Source organism: Kosakonia sp. N21, assembly GCF_050587465.1.
In the GTDB taxonomy this organism is placed as follows: Bacteria; Pseudomonadota; Gammaproteobacteria; order Enterobacterales; family Enterobacteriaceae.
The window spans coordinates 15,879-35,272 of record NZ_JBOBHR010000016.1 but is presented as its reverse complement, the minus strand read 5'-3'; the positions used below and the strand labels follow the sequence as shown (position 1 = coordinate 35,272).

The window sequence follows — 19,394 nt, the reverse complement described above, 5'->3', positions numbered from 1 at the left end:
CGTCTCCAGAATTCAGTGATTAAGCGGTGGGCAAGTCTTGCGGAACATAGAACAGCTGTTCCTGCACAATAACGCTGGTATTCCATTGGCTGCCATCAGCCCCGATAACAGCGGTACGCTGTGCATCGGTGGCAATACGCATTAAGCCAATGCCCAGTTCAGACGCTGGCAGGTGACCCAGAGTCAGCATTTGCAGGATGCTCCAGGCATCGTCCCCCAGCGGGTTACCGTTGTTCTGCCAGCGGGCATAGGTCTGGGCAAAGTTTTTAAACGCCGAGTCGCTCAGCCAGTGATTGATCAGCGACACATGCGCCGGAAACTGCTCCATCACTACCTGCAACATCCAGGTGATCAGCTTATCCGGCACAATATTCTGGCTGGAAATAATCGTGCGGTTCAGCACCAGGCTAATCACAAATGAAAAGCGGTCGGTGGTGGCATAAGCCGACTCGCTAAAGTTCCACACGTAGTGCCAGGCATCGGCCTCCGCCGGGAAGTCATACTGGCTGTCGGCGGCTTTTTCCACCAGCAGGGTGCCAGCCAGCGGGTTCACAGCAAGAATGGTGGCATTGAGCAGCCAGTCTTCAGCGGCAGCGGGTTCGATGGTAGTACTGACTTCCCCCACCATCGTTGTGGTTAACGGTGCCGCCCGGATCACAATCTTATCTCCTGCGGCAACCATCGCCGGGTAAGGGCTTTGATCGCTGCTCATCAGTAATTTTTGCGTGCTGTCTGCAGGCTGGAGCGAAGCGTCGGCATAGCTTAGGGGGAAGTCCATATCCTGCAACCAGAGATTACTGCTCTGCCAACGTAAATTGCCCCCGGACCATGCGGTCTGTAAAAAACTCATTTCATTCTCTAGCTGTCGGCTATTTTCCATGTTGACAGTAAAAGCATCGCCGTTAACGCTGGTCACCATCTGTTGGCCTACTACCAGGCGGCTGTCGCCTTGAATCGCGATAATATCGACTAACTGGCCAACTTCGATTTTCCCGGCGCTGCCCGACTGGGTAATCGTCACCAGCGTGCCGCTGATGACGAAGCTTTGCGGCGTCTGGTCAGTGGAATAACCCGTTGCAGGCACCAGCGGCAATAACTGGCGATGCTCAATCAGGTAAAACGGCAAATTACTGAGGTCGGGGTTGTCTTTAAAGCACTCGCTATTTAGCCCGATGATGGCAGTAATGCGTTTTTGCAGCGCCGAGACTTTATTGATCTGGATATTAATGCGGTCATAACCCAGCTGCGGTTGTTGGGCGAGATAGGCGCGCTGGGTCAGCAGAAAATCGGCTAAATCGAGGGTCAGCGGGCGCGCGGCGCGCGATGCACCAAAGTAGCCCAGCAAATACTGCAAAAACGCCAGTTCGCGGGAAAAGTTCAGCGGATGGGGCGTCACACCGTCCGCCTGAAAAATCTCTGCGTCCCGCAGTGTGAGTTGCTGTAGCGCTTTCCTGTAATCGCTGTGCACACTGTCGTTAATCCCGCCATCGCTATAGGGCCAACGGGTGCCACGAATGATGTCAGCCCGTTCCTCAAACGCCAGCAGTTGCGGTATCGACACGATTTCAGCGCACATATTGGCCAGCAGCTGATCGACTGGCAGCAGGAACTGATGCAACTCGCGGATGTTTTGTTGCACCTGTTGTAGCGGCTGCTGAAGCTGGTAACAACCCGGCAGCCGGTTGCCAACCGGAACGTAGGCGTTGAAATCGCGCAGCGTGCCTGTAGCAAGCACCACCGGCGGGGTATTAATTAATGCCGGGGCACTAAGGTACAGACGAATGGCTTCGGCATCCGGTTTTTCATAAATCCCGCCTTTGATCACCAGTGTTAACGGGCTGTCTGCCCCCGCGAGTAGCGTAAACGGATCAGACCCCCAGAGCCTGGGGTAATAACCCGCATCGATTTGCCATGACCATTTATCTGACGCGACGCCATGTATCTGTTGCGGAAGCGACGTCAGCGAGACCGCATTCACACTCTCCACCCCCGCAATGGTCAACAGACGGTTAGCCAGGGAACCCAGGCTGACGGTCGTCCCGCTTGCAGTTATTGGTGTCGGATCTGCAATCTGCCAGCCATGTTTAAGAAAAGGCCCCTCAAAAATCTCTTCATCGGTATAGCCTTTGTCGTGCATCTGCGCAGTCGTGAAACGTGTAACCGAAGAAATGAGTTGCGCGCTGGTGGCCTCGAAGATCTGTGCCACGACCGACGCCATATTCTCGACATCACTGCTCAGGCCGATTTCCAGATTGAGGTTAAAATCCACCGGCTGCAGCCAGATAACCCGTGCGAAAAATTCACCAATATTACGGTGACTGGCCAGAAAATCCGCCAGATAAGTTTGCACCGTCGCGTTGTCGCCACTGGAAAGTGCCTGCGTATAGCGAGAAGGCACCAGATAGAGCCAGTTATTACCGCGTAGCGTTAATTCCTGCCACTCGTCATCTACCGCATCGGTCGGTTTGGTAAAGGTGTACTTACGGTTAACTTTGTCATACCACCAGTGAAAAGTATTGCTGCTGTCCTCGGGTTCTTTTACCAGCGCGCAATCATCAAAAATAAACCCCTGCTCGTCACCGCTAAGGCCGACATCACTGCTATGAATATCGAGGATAGCGCGGCGGTAATCTTCGGCGGTCACCGTGTTGCAGCACAGTACGCCCTGCGGCCCAAACTCAGGCGGGAAAAGAGTGGTTTTTCCGGCAGCAGTAAGCAAATCGTTAAGTGATAGCGACAAGCGGTACCCGAGGTCAGAATCATTCCAGGTGGTGGCCTGCAATAAGGTCACGCCGGGGTCGTGATCGGTGGTATCGGTCCAGATATCACCACACAAGGCATTGAGGCTTTCCGTCGCCTGTTGCCACAGCGTAGCGAAATCGATGTCCGCTTTAACCACCGGGAACAGGGCATTTTCTTTAGACATAAGCGGCTCCCTTTAGGCATCAGACTTGACTTGCGGCGTTAAGATTAAGACCTCGTTTTGCTTCGCCACGATAGTTTCCTCATGGGGGTTCCCTTCGGCATCGACCAGTTCCAGCAGCAGGACGTTTTGCACCAGAGGGTGCTGTTGAATAGTGGCTAACAGCTGGTAGTAATCGATCTGGTTACCCAGCGACACCACCTGCTGCAGGTCGGCTCCCCAAGGCATATAGCGTTGCTGCAACCAATCTGATAATTGCTGATAACCATAGGTGGGGTTCACGCCATCATGGAACGTGACCTGATAGCGAGCAGTAATATCGACATAAACCGGGTTGATTAATTTGGGGTTTGCCCACGGGCAGGTGAACGGCTTCAGCCACGCGGCCATCTCGTCCAGCCGGCCCTGGCTTAATGCCGGACGCAGCGTATCGTCACTGTCACTGACGCTACTGCCTGGAATAATGACCAGCTCCTGTACTGTCAACGCGGGAATGGTCAGCAGTTTGCTCACATCCAGAAAATGGATGTCATAAAGCTGGGGGTACTGCTCCAGCAACATATGGCGCATATCCTGCCAGGTAATGGCGCGGTGGCGGGTGGCGATGCGCAGCGCCGTACGTTCAAAAAGCTCTGCCGTGGTTTCCCGCGCTTTGCCCCCTTCCGAAGGGAGCAACTGGCTGACAGAGCTGATTGGCACAACCGGCGATACCAGTTGGGAAATCGAGCCAGCGGGCAAAGGTTGCGCAAAATGGCTGCTATCAATCTCGCCACTCAGATTCAGCGTAGCGGTCATCGCATTGCTAAACAGATTGCGCACTTTCGGCATGCTATCGCTGCTACCGGTGACCACCGCTTTTAACCAGTAGTTATCTTCAGATAACCCGTCACCGCCCACCGCAACGTTACCGGGCAGGATCGCCTGCCACAGCCCGCTGAACAATAAGCCCTGCGTCGCGTCATTCAGCGTGGCGTCCAGCGCCTGCCATGTCCCTTCACTGGTGTAGCAATACCAGCTCAACGCCAGCGCGGAAAGCGACTGCATAGACCAATAAATCGAGACGCTGTCCCCGGCGATCACCCCACTCAAGCCGACATACATCGCCTGTTCGGTGATCTCGCCAGCACGGAGCAACGCGGTGCGGCCAAGGATCTGCTCAAGGGTTACCGTTTGCGTGAACTCGGTGTCAATACGACTCACCTGCGGCGTCCAGGGCGCATTTTTCCCCGTGGGATCACTGGCCCACTCCTGATGATGAAAATCGGAGCCGCTTAACTCAACCCGAATGCTGTAACCGCCTGCCGATGCATCCAGATCGGCGGGGAGCGTGATGGTCAGCGGTTGCATTTGCGGCGCGCCGTCACCGGAAAAGAGCGCCTGCTCCGCAAGCAAAGAGCGCTCGCCAGAAGGCAGCACCAGATAAATGCTCGCCTGAAATACGGTGTTATCCGCTGGCGGGTTGGTGTAACGGAAATACCAGAGTGCGAAATTTTCCGTCGGCAGGTTCTGCCACTGCGGGGAAATGGTCAGCGTGCCGCCGCTTTCAATCAACGCGGACGGCAAGGCGAGTTCAAAACCATCGCCCAGTACCGGTTGACTGCCAAACGGGTAACTCACGCTGTCGAGAAAACCTTTCCCACTCTGTGGAAGGTAACCGATATCCTGCACCTGACTGACAGTGACCTGATACGACGCGGGCAATGCGGCAAGTTTCCCGGCCGGATACTGCAATACCAGCGAGGCGCCTTCCCTGGCGGAGGCATCCTGATGCCAGTCTTTAATCAACAGGCTGGAGGGTAAGCGATAGAGCACTTCACTGTCGCTGGCACGTGTGGCGCGAAAAACAAGTGGCGTCTGTTTTTGCCCGAGCAGAAAGACTGTCGGGGTGATTTCGCTGCTGCTGCGGGTGGCGTCGCTGTCCGACAATACCGTTACGCTAATGTCGCCGTTAAGGCTGACCAGTGTTGAATCGAGCACCAGCTCACGCTGCAAGCCCTCAACATTCTGGGTATCACTGAACAGGCGGATGCCGCCATCCGGTAATGCGACATTGTTGTCCGTATCCAGCGCCGTCATTAGCAGCCAGTTGCCGCTGGCATCCTGCTTCGTCCAGCTCAATTTAACGATCTGCTGGTGGTTTAACAGTAACTCGCTGTCCGTCAGGTAAGTAATGGTGTTCCCGGCGGCATCCTGTCCGGCATCCAATAACGTGCCGGCCGGCAGCAGCCAGGGTTTGCTGTTGCTTTTCAGGTTAAAGCTCACCGCCACCGTATCGGGTTTTATTGCACCGTGTTCAAAACCTAATAAATCCTGGTAATAAAGCGTGCGATGGCGGTCCGGCACCGTATTCAGTAACAGATTCGGCGTTTCCAGCAAACCTAATAACAGCAACAAAAAAGTGTGCTGCACCGGTAAATTTTTATCCGCAGGTGTAACACCGGTATAAATATCACTGAGCTGTTGCGGCGTTATACCGTTAAACCAGAAATCCTCCCAAAGCGAATTTTCATCGCTGGCAAAGGGAATCTTTTCGGTATATCGCTGCAAAAAGTCCAGAACTTGTGCAGGCGTTCTCTCTTCCAGCGGAAAGTTATTCTCCACAACGACGTCGGCCAGCTTCGCTTTGAGTTCATCTAAGTCAGACATGGCATTACCCGCTCTGCAATTGATAAAAACGGAAGGGTTTAATTGCGTGTGGTCATCAATGAAAAAATGTGGCTTTACCCCGTTGTCACAAAGGTTTGAGAATTGATGAATTTCCCGTTGCCGGTTTGCGGCGACGGCCCGGCCTCCGGCCCTTGGGGATTACTGGCTGGCGACTGCGGGGTAAAAAGGGCGGTAAACTGGCTACCGGTAACAATCAGCGGCATCGTCGATTTGGCAAAGTTCGCCAGTTGGTCTGAACCCAGGCTGGAAATGGTGATGCTCCCCGTGCCAGGCGTGGGATAGGTCGCATTCATATAGGTCGCTTTAATCGACACCTTTTTTTCGTCGCCTGAAACGCACACTTTTTTATTCATGATTTGTGCAATTCCCGAGGCTTTTATCATGCAGGGCTCAATTGGCGTCACCGTATACATGCCAAAGGTGACGCCGAATTGCAGCGTGTCATTATCGACAATCACAAAGTTACTCATAGCAACCTCAGCGCATAACCTTCATTGACCGCCAGCGTGCCAGATAGCGTTTCAGTAATATCGCTACCCAGCAATTTCAGCGTGATTTGTACCAGCAACCGGCTGACATCATTGGTTGCTTGTTTTATCAGGATCTCTTTGACTTCCGCGCGCTGCTCATTCACCAGCACGGCATCTTCAATATGGTTTCGAATACTGGCCAACAGTTCATCGGTAATATTTTCAAACAGAAATTCATTAAGTCCGCCGCCGTAGGTTTCACGCATAATGCGCTCGCCAGGTTCGGTGGTAAATAAAACCAGCAGGCTCTGCAATACCGAATCGACGCCCTCCGCCATTTTTACCCCCTCCGCCACGCTGAATTGCGGGGGAAAAGCCCAACTGCGCCCCAGAGATTCACTGTATTTATCGCTACTCATGGTTCCTCCGCACGCTGAATGGCTTAACTTTTCATATTAATGCTCGGACTTACAATTTCGACTTGCCCTTTACCATTAATGGAGAATTTATTATCTGCCTGCCAGGTCACATCGCTGGCCGTAATTTGCACTTGCTTATCGACGTCGACAGCAATTTCGCTGCCATGAATTTGCATCTGGTTATTAGCATCAACGATGACTTTGCTGCCATTATCCGCCGATAACGTGAATGTTTTCGCATCCAAATCGATAAGCAACTGCTGAGTAATATCCTGCTTATTCACCACCACGGCTTTTTGGTTGTTCTTTTTATCCGGCGGGAACGGGGATTTATTTTTCGGGTTATGCATCGAGCCGAGAATAACCGGGTAACTGTAGGCACCTTCAATAAACCCTAACACCACTTCGTCTCCCGGCTCCGGGTAAAAACAAAAACCGCTCGCTTTGCTGGCATAGGGCTTCCCCAGTCGGGCAAACAAATATTCACCGGCCACATTCAGCGCCGGGATCTCCACCGGGATACGTTCAATGTTTTGCGGGTCGGGGTTAAAATCCGCGACGGTACCAATATGTAATGTCCCGGTGATATCTGTCTCCATCTGGCTGATGGGCATACCGATAAGCAGTTTCGTGCGCCAGCCACGCTCTGTATCAATGGTCTGTTCAATGCCAGAAACCAGAACGGTGCCATCCAGCCCTGCGCCAAAATCTGCCAGCGCAATGCTGTCACCAGGCGCGATGTCGCGAACGCCTTCCATCACCACAAACCCCTGGGCTTCACTCATTTGGTGATAGTTGACCCAGGAACGGGATAATTTGCTCAAATCGGTTTCCGGGAAGTAACTAAAGGCCAGTTTATAGTTGTGTTGCGCCCCGGCAGCCGCAGACGCCGCCGCGGCGGAGGGGTGCCAGGGATCAAACGCATCATTTTTCACCAGTTGCGGGGAGTTTAGCGCCTGCTCGTTCACATCCCAGCCCTGTAAAGCCAGGCTGTCGAGAATAAAGCGGTTATCAAAATTAATATCCAGTTCATATAAGGCGTATTTTTCGTTATCACCGTACTGTTTAAACGTATGTTTTGCCGATGCAGGCATGGTTAGAGCACTGATGGTGACGGCATCGCTGGCGGCATCCGGCAACAGCCAGCAGTTGGTGGCTTTTAAGCGTCGGCAAATAAATGTCCAGTCGCTGACCCGGTACTGCACCATCTGTTCATTTACCGCATTCAGTTGCGCATCGGCTTTCACGGTGGCTTTCACGGCGGCTTTATTAAACAGCGTGGTCAGGATCGCCCGGTCAGCCTGCTGGCGGTAAAGGTCGCTGCGCGGCGGCCAGGCCAGTTTTTGCAAGGCGTGGCGGGCTTCTATTTTGATCACCCGCTGCGCGCCCTGAAGCTGAACTTTTTTCTGCGTCAGCACGCCAGAAAACAGGGCAACATTATCCAGCGCGATCGTCAGATTCACGCCTGGCGTTAGCCGGGCGACTTCGGCGGCAAGCGTGGTGTCGCTGGTGTTGTTATTGTCCGTGGGTAACATCAGCTCCAGCCGGGCGGAGGGGATCTCATTAAGTTGTTGCAGTACCCGCAGCCAGCGAATACCCAGCGCGCTGGTCTGCCCGCCGATTTTCAGGGTGATGTCATTCATTGCTCGCCCCCTTTTGCACCAGCAAATCGCCACCCACAGCAAAATCGTCCAGATTATCCATATCGTTTTGCCAGGCGAGCGAAAGATAATCGACATTGGCGGCCAGCGAAGCAGCGGCACTCGCCGCTAACAGCGCCAGCGTGGCCTGATCGGTGATGTTGACCAGAATATTGCTGGGTGAGAGCAGTTGTTTTTCGGCGTTCTGAATCACAATGCTGGAATCCGCCACCAGTTGCAGGTGCGCGGTTGCGCGCAAGGGCGTCGCGTTACGATCAAATAAGGTGTAATGAATCGATAATTCACTGGCGCGCCCGGCAAAATAGCCTTTATTTTCCCAGCGCATGCTTCCCCATGTGATTTGTAAAAAATGGGGGGTATCGGTTGAGGCATCCACCGCGCAGAGAAATTTCAACATCGCCATCTGGCTTTCAATGGAGGCGGTGTTTCCGGGCATGTCGGCATCAAATAAGAGGTTCAGCCCCAGTCCGGACGGTTCGGAAACCACATAGCGATTACTCTGTACGGACTGGTTAATCGTCTCTTCCGTGCTGTAACGCGTCTGGTAATCAAGCTGGAGGGTTTCGGGGTTATACATGACCTGCATTTTCCCGGCGGGAATTTTACCTTCGCGGTCTTTCCAGGCGGAAATGGTCAGTTTCGCCAGGCTTCGGTCAAGTAGGCTCATAGCAACTCCCGTTCAATCAGGTAAGCCACAATTTCCTGTTTGAGTTTTTCAATCAGATACTCTTCGTCTAATCGTTCTGCGGTCGTTAATGGCCGTTGCCCGGCGGGTAACGAGTTATCCGTCACCTGGGCTTCAATAATGAGTTCATTAATTTCAATGGTCATAATTTGGTCCCCAGCACGCGCATATCCTGGTAGCGAAGTTCGAGCGTATTGATCAACACGGTATTGCTGGCGGCATCCAGATCGCCCATGCGCCAGCTTACCGGCAGGGCGTTGCTGATGGTCCAAACGGTGACAGGCAACAGCATATTGTGATCCAGCAACATAATGACGACATTCGCCATTAGCGTGCTTTCCCGGCGCAGCACGCGATCGAACTGCAACGTCAGCGGCGACAGACGCATGACCCCGCGCTCAAGCACCAGCGAACCGTGTTCCACCTTCTCCGCCAGCCAGATATTTTGGGCATTCTCGCCCCCTTCACGGTGCTGGGTGACAGTAAGCTCACGGCCGAGGCCGGAAACCCGCTGAAAGGCAATATCCAACGGGCTGGGAATGTAGTTAAAAAGGAAATTCACCAGGAATCGGTGAGACACAGCAGGCAGGTTTTCCATTATGCGTTCTCCTCGAATTGCGTGGTGCTGGCGCGGGCATCGAGGGTGATGGTCAAATCAATGAATTCCGCAGGCGCCAGCAGCGCCAGTTGAATGTTGACAATCATTCTTCCCGCGCTGAGATCGTCCGCCGTCATGGTTTCATCCAGTCCGACGGCAATACTGAAAGCCTCTTCTTCCTGGGTGCCATAAAATGCACCTGCCAGCCATTGCTGGCGCAGCCATGACCACAACTGCCCTTTCAATTTCATCCACGTCAATGCGTTATTGGGTTCAAAAACAAAGGAGCGGGCGATATTTTTCAGGCGATGTTCAATGCTGTTCATCAGCAACCGGGTCTGGATATAGCGCCACGGCGAGGTGTCATCATTTAATAATGTCCGGCATCCCCACAGGTAGACGCCCTTGCCCGGAAAACTGCAAATAGGGTTGGCAAACACCCCGGTTTGAGTAAATAAACTTTGCGCTAATGCGGTGTCATACGTCGGGCGAATGGTTTTCAGTAAGGCGATATTGGCTGGCGCTTTCCAGACGCCATAAGTTTTCGCGCTAAGCTGAATGGCTGCCGCCACCGCAGGCAGAGGGGAGAGCCGCCGGTAACTGATGGCGCTATCCAACTCATCTGCATAGCTGGTTTCAAGGCGGGGCCACCAGGCGGCGGCGTTGCGGCAGTAATCCGGGGAAAAGGTGTTAAGCGCCAGAGTCTTCGCCGTTTCCGGTGCTTCAGGCAGCTCCAGTAAGGCGAAGCGACGTTCATACTGAGCAAGTTCCAGTAACGCCTGCCAGCCCTGATACCAGAGATCCAGCGTGTCGGTGGTCTGATCGTTAAGCTCACTCAACTCCGGCGCCAGCAATAATCCGCTGTGGGTGTCGTCCATCACCGCCGCCGTCAACTCCGGCGTTTGCAGTGCCGCCACCAGCGCATCTAATCTGTCGGCATCACTGCTCCATTGCGCCGTGTCGCCAAGCGAATAGACATAGCAAATGCGGCCATTGTTATCGAAAAAATGGCGCAGCGCCCATGCCAGCGTTCCCGTTTCGCCAAAGCGCGCATTGGCTTCGGCAAGCGACGCGAGCGCCACCGGGACGCCACTCTCCTCCACCTGCGCGGTATAGCCAATAAACAGCGGTATTGTCACCGGATCATCGGTTGATTCGGCGGTTAAAAGGGTATCGCCGACCGATACCCTTGGAAGCACCATAGCCATCGGAATCGATCCTTTTGAACAGGGAAAAGAGCGTCAGCGAAAGGTTTACTGCGCCATATTTTGCGTAAATTGCAGAATAATGAATTCCGCAGGTCGCACGGCGGCCATCCCGATCTGCACAATCATCTTGCCCTGATTGATGTCTTCTTCAGTCATGGTGATGCCTTTACCAATCCGCACAAAGTAGGCTTCTTCCGGGCTGTTTCCGGCCAGGCCGCCTTTTTGCCAGACACCGTAGAGGTAGGTATCAATAGCAGCCCAGACACGGGTCCAGGTTGGCTGGTTATTAGGTTCAAACACCACCGGGCGCATCGCTTTTTTGACATCGCGCTCTGCGGTGTCAAACAGCCGACGAACGGAGATATAACGCCAGTTATCATCGTTCTGTTGCGTTCTGGCGCCCCAGACCACGACACCGCGATCGCTGAAGTAGCGGATCACATTGACACCGGCTTCGTTCATTGGCCCTTGCGCATCATCCGACACGCGCACGCTAACATCCGATACACCGCTAAGGATCACATTAGCGGGCGCTTTCCATACCCCGCGTTCACGGTCGGTTTTACAGTAGACACCCGCCATCGCTCCGGAGGCGGGAACCGTAAGTGCAGGCACACTCTGAGTCAGCAGATCCGACACCTGAGCAGCCAGAGTTGAATTGGTTTTCCTCAGATCTGCCAGCGTTGTTACGGTGTTAGTCGTGCCATCTTTATATTCCGAGATCGCCACATCGCTATCATTGATTTTCCCCGGTTTTACAGACAGAGCCGGGTAGTAAACTGCCACATGATCAAACCCTTTCACTGAATCCGGCGCGGCTGCAGATTCACTGTCGGCGATTAAGAAATAGCCTTTGCTCTGATCCAACGAGCCTGTCAGCGCCTTGTAAACGGCATCCCGGTACGCCTCTGTGCCGTCGAGCACGGCCAGGAGGGTGATGTCGTCATAATCGCCCATCAGTGTCGGTATACTTGCCAATAGCGTGGCATCGGTAGTGTCTTCGAGCGCAAAGACATAGCAAGGGTTACCGCCATTCTGGAAATAGAGCTGTAACGCCAGGGTCGCGGTCGCTTCGGTCACAACGGGGGCTTTCGGGACGTATTCATATGCAACAGCCGCTGCCGTGGCCGCTGCGCCAGAGTCGGTTGTCTCGGTACCGCCAGTTTCTCCTGAAGCGTCTGTCTTTTCCGTAGAGGTAATTTCAACGGATGCAGAATAGCCTGCGCTACTCGCGGTAAACATTTGTACAAAATCAAGCCAGCCGCTGATTCTGAGAATTTTACCTTTATATTTATCGTCCAGCGCTGCAAAGGCACCGATAAATAGCGGTACGGCCGTCGCCCCCTGGCTCACGGATATTGCCGGGGTGGCGTCTTCTTCAATATAAACACCGGGGACAATGGTTTCGATTGACATAATTTTGTTCCTGTAAATTATTGAGCAATATCTTGGGAGAATTGCAGTAGGATAAATTCAGCGGGACGAACGGCTGCCAGACCAAGGTTGATAATAAGCCGACCCTGGTGAATATCTTCCTCCGTCATCGTGATGCCTTTACCCACCTCAACAAACCAGGCTTCTTTCGGGTTATTGCCCACCAAAGCCCCTTGCTGCCACAAGCCATAGAGATAATTATCCAGCGCGGCCTTAACACGCTGCCAGGTTGGGTGATTATTGGTTTCGAATGCCACCTTATTAAGCGAAAGCTGGACATCCTTTTCAATCATATTAAACAGTCGACGCACCGGGATATAACGCCAGTTGTCACTATCTTCCAGCGTTCTGGCACCCCATAACAGGACGCCGGACTCCGGGTATTCGCGAAACATATTCAGCGCTTTACCCTGGTTAAATCGTCCTTGTAAATCATCACTGACGGGGTATTTAAGTGACGCTACCCCTTTAATGACCAGATTGGCCGGGGCTTTCCAGACACCGAGTAAGCTGTCTGCTTGCGCAATCGCAGCCGCGGCCATTGCGCTGGGGGGAATATTACTTCCGAGCAGCGAAGTCCCCCACGGGTAAAAAACAGCCGCGTTTGCCAGTGCCGGATAATCCGCCATAATGGTAGCGGCAGTATCCGCAGCGCCAATTTTTGCATTGTCGGCATCAAGCAGTATAAATACTTGATGACCACGACGATTTGAAAACTCAGTGATCTGATTAAACAGATCGCTCCCGGTACCCGCAGCGACAACCAACGTAATATCGTCATACTGATTTAATAGGTAATCCAGATAGGTTTTTTGGAACAGATAACATTTACCGCCACCGTTCATAAACCACAATTTTATGGCAATAACATAGGCATATTCATTGTCATTCCCTTGCTGGGTTTTAACAAACTCCGCCCAGTTATTGAAGACGTAAATATTATCGTGATGCGGCTGCCCCACATATTTACGATACGCAAAGGCAGGTACGGCGGTCGCTGACGATGACACGACAAAGTTGGCCGTCGTATCTTCACCCAAATAGACACCGGGCCAGGTGGTGGTGGTCGCCATTATTCAGCTCCTGTATTAGCTGCCGGCCTGCACGGTGACTCTGTCCGCCATCAGCGTCAGTTGTTGGACAGCCACTTCATTACTGGTCGCATCGAACGACGGTGAGGAGAGCGCGGTGGGGAAAGCATTCGACACGCTCCAGCTCAGTAATACTTCTGTGCCGGTATCGTTAGTCAGGCTAATCAGAATGTCTTTCTTTTCCACCCGATTGTACTGAATAGAATTAATCCAATCGTAAAGGCCATTTTGCCCCGGGAATATGCCCTGAGAGAGAGTAATATTAATGGCTTGCCGTTGGCCGGGCATTTTAAACCAATTTCCTGTGCCATCACGGTACTCGATAGTATCGTAATTAATATCCAGGCCCGACGCGCTGGAAAATGGCATCTGTTCATCACCAAGCGTAACGATAAAACGATAGGTGGGAATGGGATAAAGGCTGGCAATTTCATCAGCTGTAGTAGCCATGGATATATCCTTCTGGAGTTAACACAGCGTTTTGACATGAAGTGCAGACATGGACAATGCAGCTATAAGCATGGACAATACTGCACACTCTTTAGATAAAGTGAATATCGAATCATTCTCACCGGCTTGAATTAGTAGAAATCGTTACCTTTAAATTTAAAAAAGGCACGCTACCGCCCATGCCATACGCCAAAGAGTGATTCGACAGGCACTTTTAAACATCAAAAAAAATTATCACTATTAAAATAACAACGACAAAATAAGCGCAAAGAATGCGCATAAGTTGTGAGTTATCGATACAAACGATTGATATTGTTGAGACTAAAAACCGTGAAAAAAGTTAATTATTTTTCCTTAAACAAAAAAACAAGCGGCTAAAGAGAAATAATTAATAAAAAATTAGATAGGGTCATTTAAAAAGGCAAGTTTACCTTAAGAGAATTCGGATTTTTCATCTATTCGATAAGAAAGACACAAACCCAAATAATAGAATCATACAGTTAAAGATTTTTTTAAAGTGTACATTCACGTTTTGATAAGGAATAATTATTCGGGCATCACCGAATGTCGCCTCGTTTAAAAAGCACACTATAAACATGTTAAAAATATAAAAATAACAAACACCTGTCCTGTCTCTTTGCTATACAAATAGCCCGATAAAGCATTTCTCCCCTGTGCAACGAGATATTAGCAGCACAGATCGTTTTATTAACGTAGAAAAAAATAATTCCTTTATCCGGCATGAAAGATTGCAGGGTGAGCGAAGACCTTATACAGTCACGGTATACCTTTATTATCATACAATTACTGTTTTTCTTTGCCGGGGACGCTATGCCTTACATTGCTTCTAATGCCGTAGCCGCAGGACGCAGGAGGAGGTGTTAATGACATTCCCCTCTCCGCTACTTCGTAACTGGTTGCGGCTACTTGCCATTTCAATACCGCTGGTGGCGCTGATGGAGCTGATCCATCTGCCTGCGGCGCTACTCTTAGGCCCAATGTTCGCTGGCATTTTTCTCGCTATCACCAACCACCCGCTCACCATCAGTAAAAAATGCTTCAGTGCGGCGCAAGCGGTGGTCGGCGCGATGATCGCTCATGCCATTCCCCCCTCAGTTTTTGGTCGCATCGCGGCCGACTGGCCATTGTTCATCAGTTGTATTGTGGCGGTGATTTTCGCCAGCGCGATCCTTGGCTGGATCATGGCGAAGTTACAGGTGTTCCCCGGCTCTACCGCCATCTGGGGATCGTCGCCAGGTGCTGCAGCAGCAATGACCATCATGGCCGAGAGCTTTGGCGCAGATGTGCGACTGGTGGCCTTTATGCAGTACCTGCGGGTAATGATTGTGGCGCTGGTCGCGGTGCTGGTTACCCGCATGTGGATGGGAGCCGATAACCCGGACCACGCCGTAGCGACATTTACGCTGTTTGGCCCACTGCGCGTGTTCGCATTTGCCGGGACGCTACTGATTATCGCCGCAGGCTATCTGATTGCCCGCAAGGTGAAAATGCCCTCCGGGCCGATGCTTATCACGCTGGTTTTAGGGACGATTGTGGAAGATACCGGTTTGCTGCGCCTTGAACTGCCGCCGTGGTTGCTGGCGCTCTCTTACGCCATTATCGGCTGGAGCATCGGCCTGCGCTTTACGCGGGAGATCGTGGGTTACGCCGCCCGCGCGCTGCCGCGCGTGCTGCTGTCGGTGCTGACGCTGGTTGCCGTGTGTTGCGGTTTCGCCTTTTTACTGGTGCACTTCGCGGGTATCGATCCACTGACCGCTTACCTGGCCACCAGCCCCGGTGGAGCTGATACGGTGGCGATTATCGCCTCATCAAGCCATGTGGATATTTCATTTGTGATGGCAATGCAGACCGGGCGCTTTATTCTGGTGCTGATCACCGGGCCTGCGATCTCACGTTTTGTCGCAAAACGGCTGGGGACATAGCCTCTAACCTCTGTCGTTTTATATATTTAAGTAATAAGAAGGCGCACTTAAGTTCAGTGATTCGCAAAAGGAGGCAGCATATTGAGTTCTTCCAGACGCCGACGGTCCATGTTGATTATGCACTGCATATAACCCGCGTTATAACTGTCCGTTGCATTGCCCGAGGGAGTGGCTATGGCTGTACAGAGGCGATCACGGGACTGCTCCCACAGCTGCTGTGATTCACGGAATGCTTTCCCATAAACATTCTTGATACTTTCACCACCCTGCTCCATTGAGTAAGGCTCAGCGTAAGGTTCGTAGGTGTTTATCTTACGCATTTTGTCATCAACCGCCTGCTTGAGCGTTTTGTTACTTTCTCTCGCCGCCTGCTCAATACATTCAGCAGGCGAGACATCCGCATACTGTCCGACGGAATAACATTTTTTCACTTCATTTCCTTGCGTCAGTTGTGTCTGAGCGGAGAGAGATAAAGGAGCACAACTCACCGAAATAATGAGTAATGTCTTAAGCTTCATTGAGATACCTTATTCTTTGTCGTGAACTTTCATATTGTATGCAAGTTGGGTCATTTCTAAAATATTCAATCACTGCGGGAATATCATTTTTCATCGCGGCTCTTGATAGCTCCCAGGCAGTACTGTTACCTTGATAAAGGGTATCTACGAATACATCCCTTATCTTTCTGTCTAACTTATCCCATGGCAAGGCTGCAGATTCTTTGCTCACCGCCCGACTATAAACACCACTAGCATAATTAACAATTTCTCTATATGCGTTTTCAAAAAGAGATATTTGTTGTTGGTGTGTGATTTCTCCCACCATATTTCTGAAAACTGAAACAAATTGATCTGCCTCACGGCCATATAACCCACTGGCTTTAGAACATATTACACATTTGTATTCTGGAATACCAGCAATCCGCATGGCATTATAGATATTGCCAACACTCCTTTTTTTCATATCGAAGCCACGACCAATAGTCACGCCAGAATTTTGATCAGGATGGTGCAGTATTCTGCTAAAATATTTCATGCGTTTAGCACGCAGAGGTATAAAGTATATGTCCTGCCCTTCATTATCAAAAGTATACTGTCCGATACTGACGTTTAAATTTCCTGGCTTATAGCTGGGCTGCCACTGAGTATCTATATTACTCAGGGCTTCAAAAAACGCTAATGTAAACGGTGAAACCATACCGTTAGCTGGCATGTTTATTAAATTCTGAACCCATTGTATAGCGTTGATGAGTTCTGCTCCACATATACCATCGACATTGAGTGTTCGCCCTGTCGCCAGAATATATCCAGCATCAATCAGACTCTTCTGTAGCTTTTTCACATCTTTTGGATCATTCACGCCACAATTTCCAACACTGTTGGCTATTATTGTGGCCGGAAAAATTCCAGTGGGTGAAGGATATCGTTTCATTACTATTCCTTTAATAACGTTAACGGAATCATCATGAACCCAATATGATGAGATGAAAAGCGGAATATTGGCCGGGTTGATAATGCCATGTGGTGGCTTTCTGCCGGACAGCACTAATGCTTATCCGGCCTGCTATTGCTGACTAACGGGCCTCCACATGACGGCGACCCTCACTTCGCCAGCCGCAGCGTCTCAATCACTTCCGCCACCTGCCGTCGGGCGTCGCCCGTCAGCGTGTGCAGGGGCGCAGGCAGGCAAGGTGCAGTGACCGTACCGAGCAGCTCCGCGGCGGTGGCTATCACCCGCAGGCTGCCGCCGTAACGTTTAAACAGATCCCACAGTGGCACCAGCGCATCCGACCTGGCGCGTGCCTGGGCCATATCGCCCGTCAGCGCCGCGCGGGAGATAGCCAGCGCGACCTCCGGGAACAGCCCACCCAGCACCGAATACCAGATGCCGCATCCGGCATTTAGTCCGTCTACCGCAATCGCATCGCCGCTGATGCCCAGAGTGACTGTTTCCGGGATCTGCGACCGCAGGTTGGCAATGCGTTCCAGCGCAAACACCGGCGGAATTTTGATAGAGCCAATATTCGGCAACTGTGCAATGCGGGTAATCAGCGCATCACTAAAAGTAAAGTGCGTAGCGCCGGGGTTGTCGTACACACATAACGGCACAGAGAGTTCGCGGGTCACCGCGTCAAACAGATCGAACACCTCATCTTCCGTTAGTGCGTGATAAGAGACTGGCGCCAGCAGCAGCGCGCTAACGCCCGCTTTCTGAGCATCTTCCGCCAGCCACAACACATCGCGGGTGCGCAACGCGCCGATACCTGCTATCACCGGCACTGCGCCGGAGTACTCTGTCGCCAGGCGCAACGCGGTGGCCCGTTCGTTACGACTGAAATAGGGGTAGCACCCGGTCGACCCCAGCGCGCCAATCGAATCCACTCCGGCGGCACGCAGCCGTTCAATCAGCCGCACATAGGCCGCTTCGTCCAGCTTGTCATCCACCAGCGGCGTCAGCGAAAAGGCGCTCAATCCTGTGAAATCCATTCTGTTATCCTCTTCAGATATCAAACCCGAGCAGCGTTATTTGGCTACTGCAACCCGGCATCATACGTTGCAACCCGGCGATCAGTTCGTCGCCCGCTTCACATAACGCCGCCTTCGGCATCTCCGGCAGGCTTTCAAGAATAAACCACATCCGGCGATCGGTGGCGCTTAAGCGGGTGCGCACGCCCTGACGCCAGTTCCAGCGGCGGCACGTCGCGCCCACATCATCACGCCAGATCACCTCGCCCGGCTCGGGAGACTCCTGCGCCAGTTGCCCCTCTTTCATGATGTCGAACCGCTCGCTACCGTCTGCAATGGTCAGGTGCGGCGCACCCACATAGGCGGCAATATTCTCGCCACCCACCGGAATAGCGTAGCGCAGGCTAATGGCGTTATAGAGATCCACCACCGGATCAATTGCTGGTACCACGCCATCCCGTTGGACACGTTTACGCAGCGCCAGCGCCGAGTTGGGCGTACGCTTTGGCTTCGCGCCGAACTGTTTAAACACCGTGTCCCATGCGGCGAGGTGCGCATCTGCCCAGGCCGGGCCACCAGCCACAACAGAAGCGCACGCGCCAAGCAGCGCCTCTTCGCCCACCTGCGGGTTGAGCAACGTGGTGGCATCCACCATCACGCTGAGCGCATGAAAACCTGGCGCGATGGTCGCCAGGCGGGCATCGATTGACGGCTGAACGGAAAGCATCGGATAATCCTTTTTAGTGACCAATTTATTTCATACTATCGACCGATGACCAAAAAAGTCAATAAATCGACCGACTCAGGCGCAGACATTCAACGCGTCAGTGAAGCGGTAGCAGCGCGTATCAAGGCGTTTCGCAAACAACAAAAACTCTCGCTGGATGAGCTGTCCCGCCGGGCGGGCGTCAGCAAAGGCATGTTGGTGGAAATCGAGAAATGCCTCGCCAACCCCAGTATCGCCCTGCTGTGTAAAATCTCGGCGGCGATGGGCGTCTCGGTGGCCGACATTGTGGATGTCGCCAGTAAACCGACCGCACATCTGATCACACCGGAGGAGATACCGGTGCTGTGGCGTGGTGAAAAAGGCGGTTCAGCCCGTTTGCTGGCAGGCACCAGTGGCCCGGATATGCTGGAAATGTGGCGCTGGGAAATGTTTCCTGGTGAGCGTTTTACCTCCCCCGGACATCCGTCCGGCACGGTGGAGCTGTTACATGTGGAAAGCGGCGCTCTCGCTATTCAGGTGGATCAAACTGCGCTGCTTATTGCAGAAGGCTGCTCGGCGGTCGCGCAAACCGATGTGCCGCACCATTATGCCAATGACACCACACAAACGGTCATTTTCACCATGACGGTCAGCGAACGACATTCATGAATCCT

18 protein-coding genes are annotated in these 19,394 nt (G+C 52.4%); 2 read left to right on the top strand and 16 right to left on the bottom strand.

Annotated features, from left to right (window positions below; translation table 11 throughout):
• Positions 1 to 19: 19 nt before the first annotated feature.
• From ACQ3G7_RS23990 to ACQ3G7_RS23935, 12 genes are all read right to left on the bottom strand, one after another.
• Positions 20 to 2,926 carry a baseplate wedge protein gene (locus tag ACQ3G7_RS23990; protein ID WP_430892722.1) on the bottom strand — a complete coding sequence of 969 codons (2,907 nt, stop codon included), beginning with the start codon at positions 2,924 to 2,926 and terminating at the stop codon, positions 20 to 22.
• A gap of 12 nt (positions 2,927 to 2,938) precedes the next feature.
• Positions 2,939 to 5,569, bottom strand: coding sequence for a baseplate J/gp47 family protein (locus tag ACQ3G7_RS23985; RefSeq protein ID WP_430892720.1), 2,631 nt, complete (start codon positions 5,567 to 5,569; stop codon positions 2,939 to 2,941).
• A gap of 74 nt (positions 5,570 to 5,643) precedes the next feature.
• Positions 5,644 to 6,060, bottom strand: a complete 417-nt coding sequence (locus ACQ3G7_RS23980) for a contractile injection system spike tip protein (RefSeq protein WP_430892718.1) — start codon at positions 6,058 to 6,060, stop codon at positions 5,644 to 5,646.
• Positions 6,057 to 6,479 (bottom strand): GPW/gp25 family protein, encoded by a 423-nt coding sequence (locus ACQ3G7_RS23975; RefSeq protein ID WP_430892716.1) that lies wholly within the window; start codon positions 6,477 to 6,479, stop codon positions 6,057 to 6,059. Before ACQ3G7_RS23975 ends, ACQ3G7_RS23980 begins: the two co-directional genes overlap by 4 nt.
• Positions 6,480 to 6,502: 23 nt before the next feature.
• Positions 6,503 to 8,122 carry a phage baseplate assembly protein V gene (locus tag ACQ3G7_RS23970; RefSeq protein ID WP_430892714.1) on the bottom strand — a complete coding sequence of 540 codons (1,620 nt, stop codon included), beginning with the start codon at positions 8,120 to 8,122 and terminating at the stop codon, positions 6,503 to 6,505.
• Positions 8,115 to 8,807: a CIS tube protein gene (locus ACQ3G7_RS23965; RefSeq protein ID WP_430892712.1), complete on the bottom strand. Its 693-nt coding sequence runs from the start codon at positions 8,805 to 8,807 to the stop codon at positions 8,115 to 8,117. The genes ACQ3G7_RS23970 and ACQ3G7_RS23965 overlap by 8 nt, the downstream gene beginning before the upstream one ends.
• Entirely contained in the window at positions 8,804 to 8,971 is a 168-nt protein-coding gene (locus ACQ3G7_RS23960; RefSeq protein WP_430892710.1) for a DUF5908 family protein, read from the bottom strand. Before ACQ3G7_RS23960 ends, ACQ3G7_RS23965 begins: the two co-directional genes overlap by 4 nt.
• A complete protein-coding gene (locus tag ACQ3G7_RS23955; protein ID WP_430892708.1) occupies positions 8,968 to 9,423 on the bottom strand; it encodes a phage tail protein in 456 nt (151 codons plus the stop codon). Before ACQ3G7_RS23955 ends, ACQ3G7_RS23960 begins: the two co-directional genes overlap by 4 nt.
• Positions 9,423 to 10,631 carry a phage tail sheath C-terminal domain-containing protein gene (locus tag ACQ3G7_RS23950; protein WP_430892706.1) on the bottom strand — a complete coding sequence of 403 codons (1,209 nt, stop codon included), beginning with the start codon at positions 10,629 to 10,631 and terminating at the stop codon, positions 9,423 to 9,425. Before ACQ3G7_RS23950 ends, ACQ3G7_RS23955 begins: the two co-directional genes overlap by 1 nt.
• 45 nt (positions 10,632 to 10,676) lie before the next feature.
• A complete protein-coding gene (locus ACQ3G7_RS23945) occupies positions 10,677 to 12,047 on the bottom strand; it encodes a phage tail sheath family protein (protein ID WP_430892704.1) in 1,371 nt (456 codons plus the stop codon).
• 17 nt (positions 12,048 to 12,064) lie between these two features.
• The gene (locus tag ACQ3G7_RS23940) at positions 12,065 to 13,138 is read right to left on the bottom strand and encodes a phage tail sheath family protein (RefSeq protein WP_430892702.1); all 1,074 of its coding nucleotides are present in this window, start codon (positions 13,136 to 13,138) and stop codon (positions 12,065 to 12,067) included.
• 15 nt (positions 13,139 to 13,153) lie between these two features.
• Complete coding sequence (locus tag ACQ3G7_RS23935) at positions 13,154 to 13,606, bottom strand: phage tail protein (protein WP_430892700.1); 453 nt, start codon at positions 13,604 to 13,606, stop codon at positions 13,154 to 13,156.
• 884 nt (positions 13,607 to 14,490) lie between these two features.
• Between ACQ3G7_RS23935 and ACQ3G7_RS23930 the strand changes: the two genes are divergently transcribed.
• Positions 14,491 to 15,549, top strand: a complete 1,059-nt coding sequence (locus ACQ3G7_RS23930) for an AbrB family transcriptional regulator (RefSeq protein WP_430892698.1) — start codon at positions 14,491 to 14,493, stop codon at positions 15,547 to 15,549.
• A 53-nt stretch (positions 15,550 to 15,602) separates the two neighbouring features.
• On the opposite strand, the gene ACQ3G7_RS23925 is transcribed toward ACQ3G7_RS23930, so the two are convergent.
• The 4 genes from ACQ3G7_RS23925 to ACQ3G7_RS23910 form a co-directional block, all read right to left on the bottom strand.
• Complete coding sequence (locus ACQ3G7_RS23925; protein WP_430892696.1) at positions 15,603 to 16,067, bottom strand: lysozyme inhibitor LprI family protein; 465 nt, start codon at positions 16,065 to 16,067, stop codon at positions 15,603 to 15,605.
• The gene (locus ACQ3G7_RS23920; protein ID WP_430892694.1) at positions 16,057 to 16,980 is read right to left on the bottom strand and encodes a DUF8812 domain-containing protein; all 924 of its coding nucleotides are present in this window, start codon (positions 16,978 to 16,980) and stop codon (positions 16,057 to 16,059) included. Before ACQ3G7_RS23920 ends, ACQ3G7_RS23925 begins: the two co-directional genes overlap by 11 nt.
• Before the next feature lie 170 nt (positions 16,981 to 17,150).
• Positions 17,151 to 18,035: a dihydrodipicolinate synthase family protein gene (locus ACQ3G7_RS23915; RefSeq protein WP_430892692.1), complete on the bottom strand. Its 885-nt coding sequence runs from the start codon at positions 18,033 to 18,035 to the stop codon at positions 17,151 to 17,153.
• 13 nt (positions 18,036 to 18,048) lie between these two features.
• Positions 18,049 to 18,741 carry a B3/B4 domain-containing protein gene (locus ACQ3G7_RS23910; protein WP_430892690.1) on the bottom strand — a complete coding sequence of 231 codons (693 nt, stop codon included), beginning with the start codon at positions 18,739 to 18,741 and terminating at the stop codon, positions 18,049 to 18,051.
• Positions 18,742 to 18,786: 45 nt separating this feature from the next.
• Between ACQ3G7_RS23910 and ACQ3G7_RS23905 the strand changes: the two genes are divergently transcribed.
• Positions 18,787 to 19,389 (top strand): helix-turn-helix domain-containing protein, encoded by a 603-nt coding sequence (locus tag ACQ3G7_RS23905; protein WP_430892688.1) that lies wholly within the window; start codon positions 18,787 to 18,789, stop codon positions 19,387 to 19,389.
• Positions 19,390 to 19,394 lie beyond the last annotated feature (5 nt).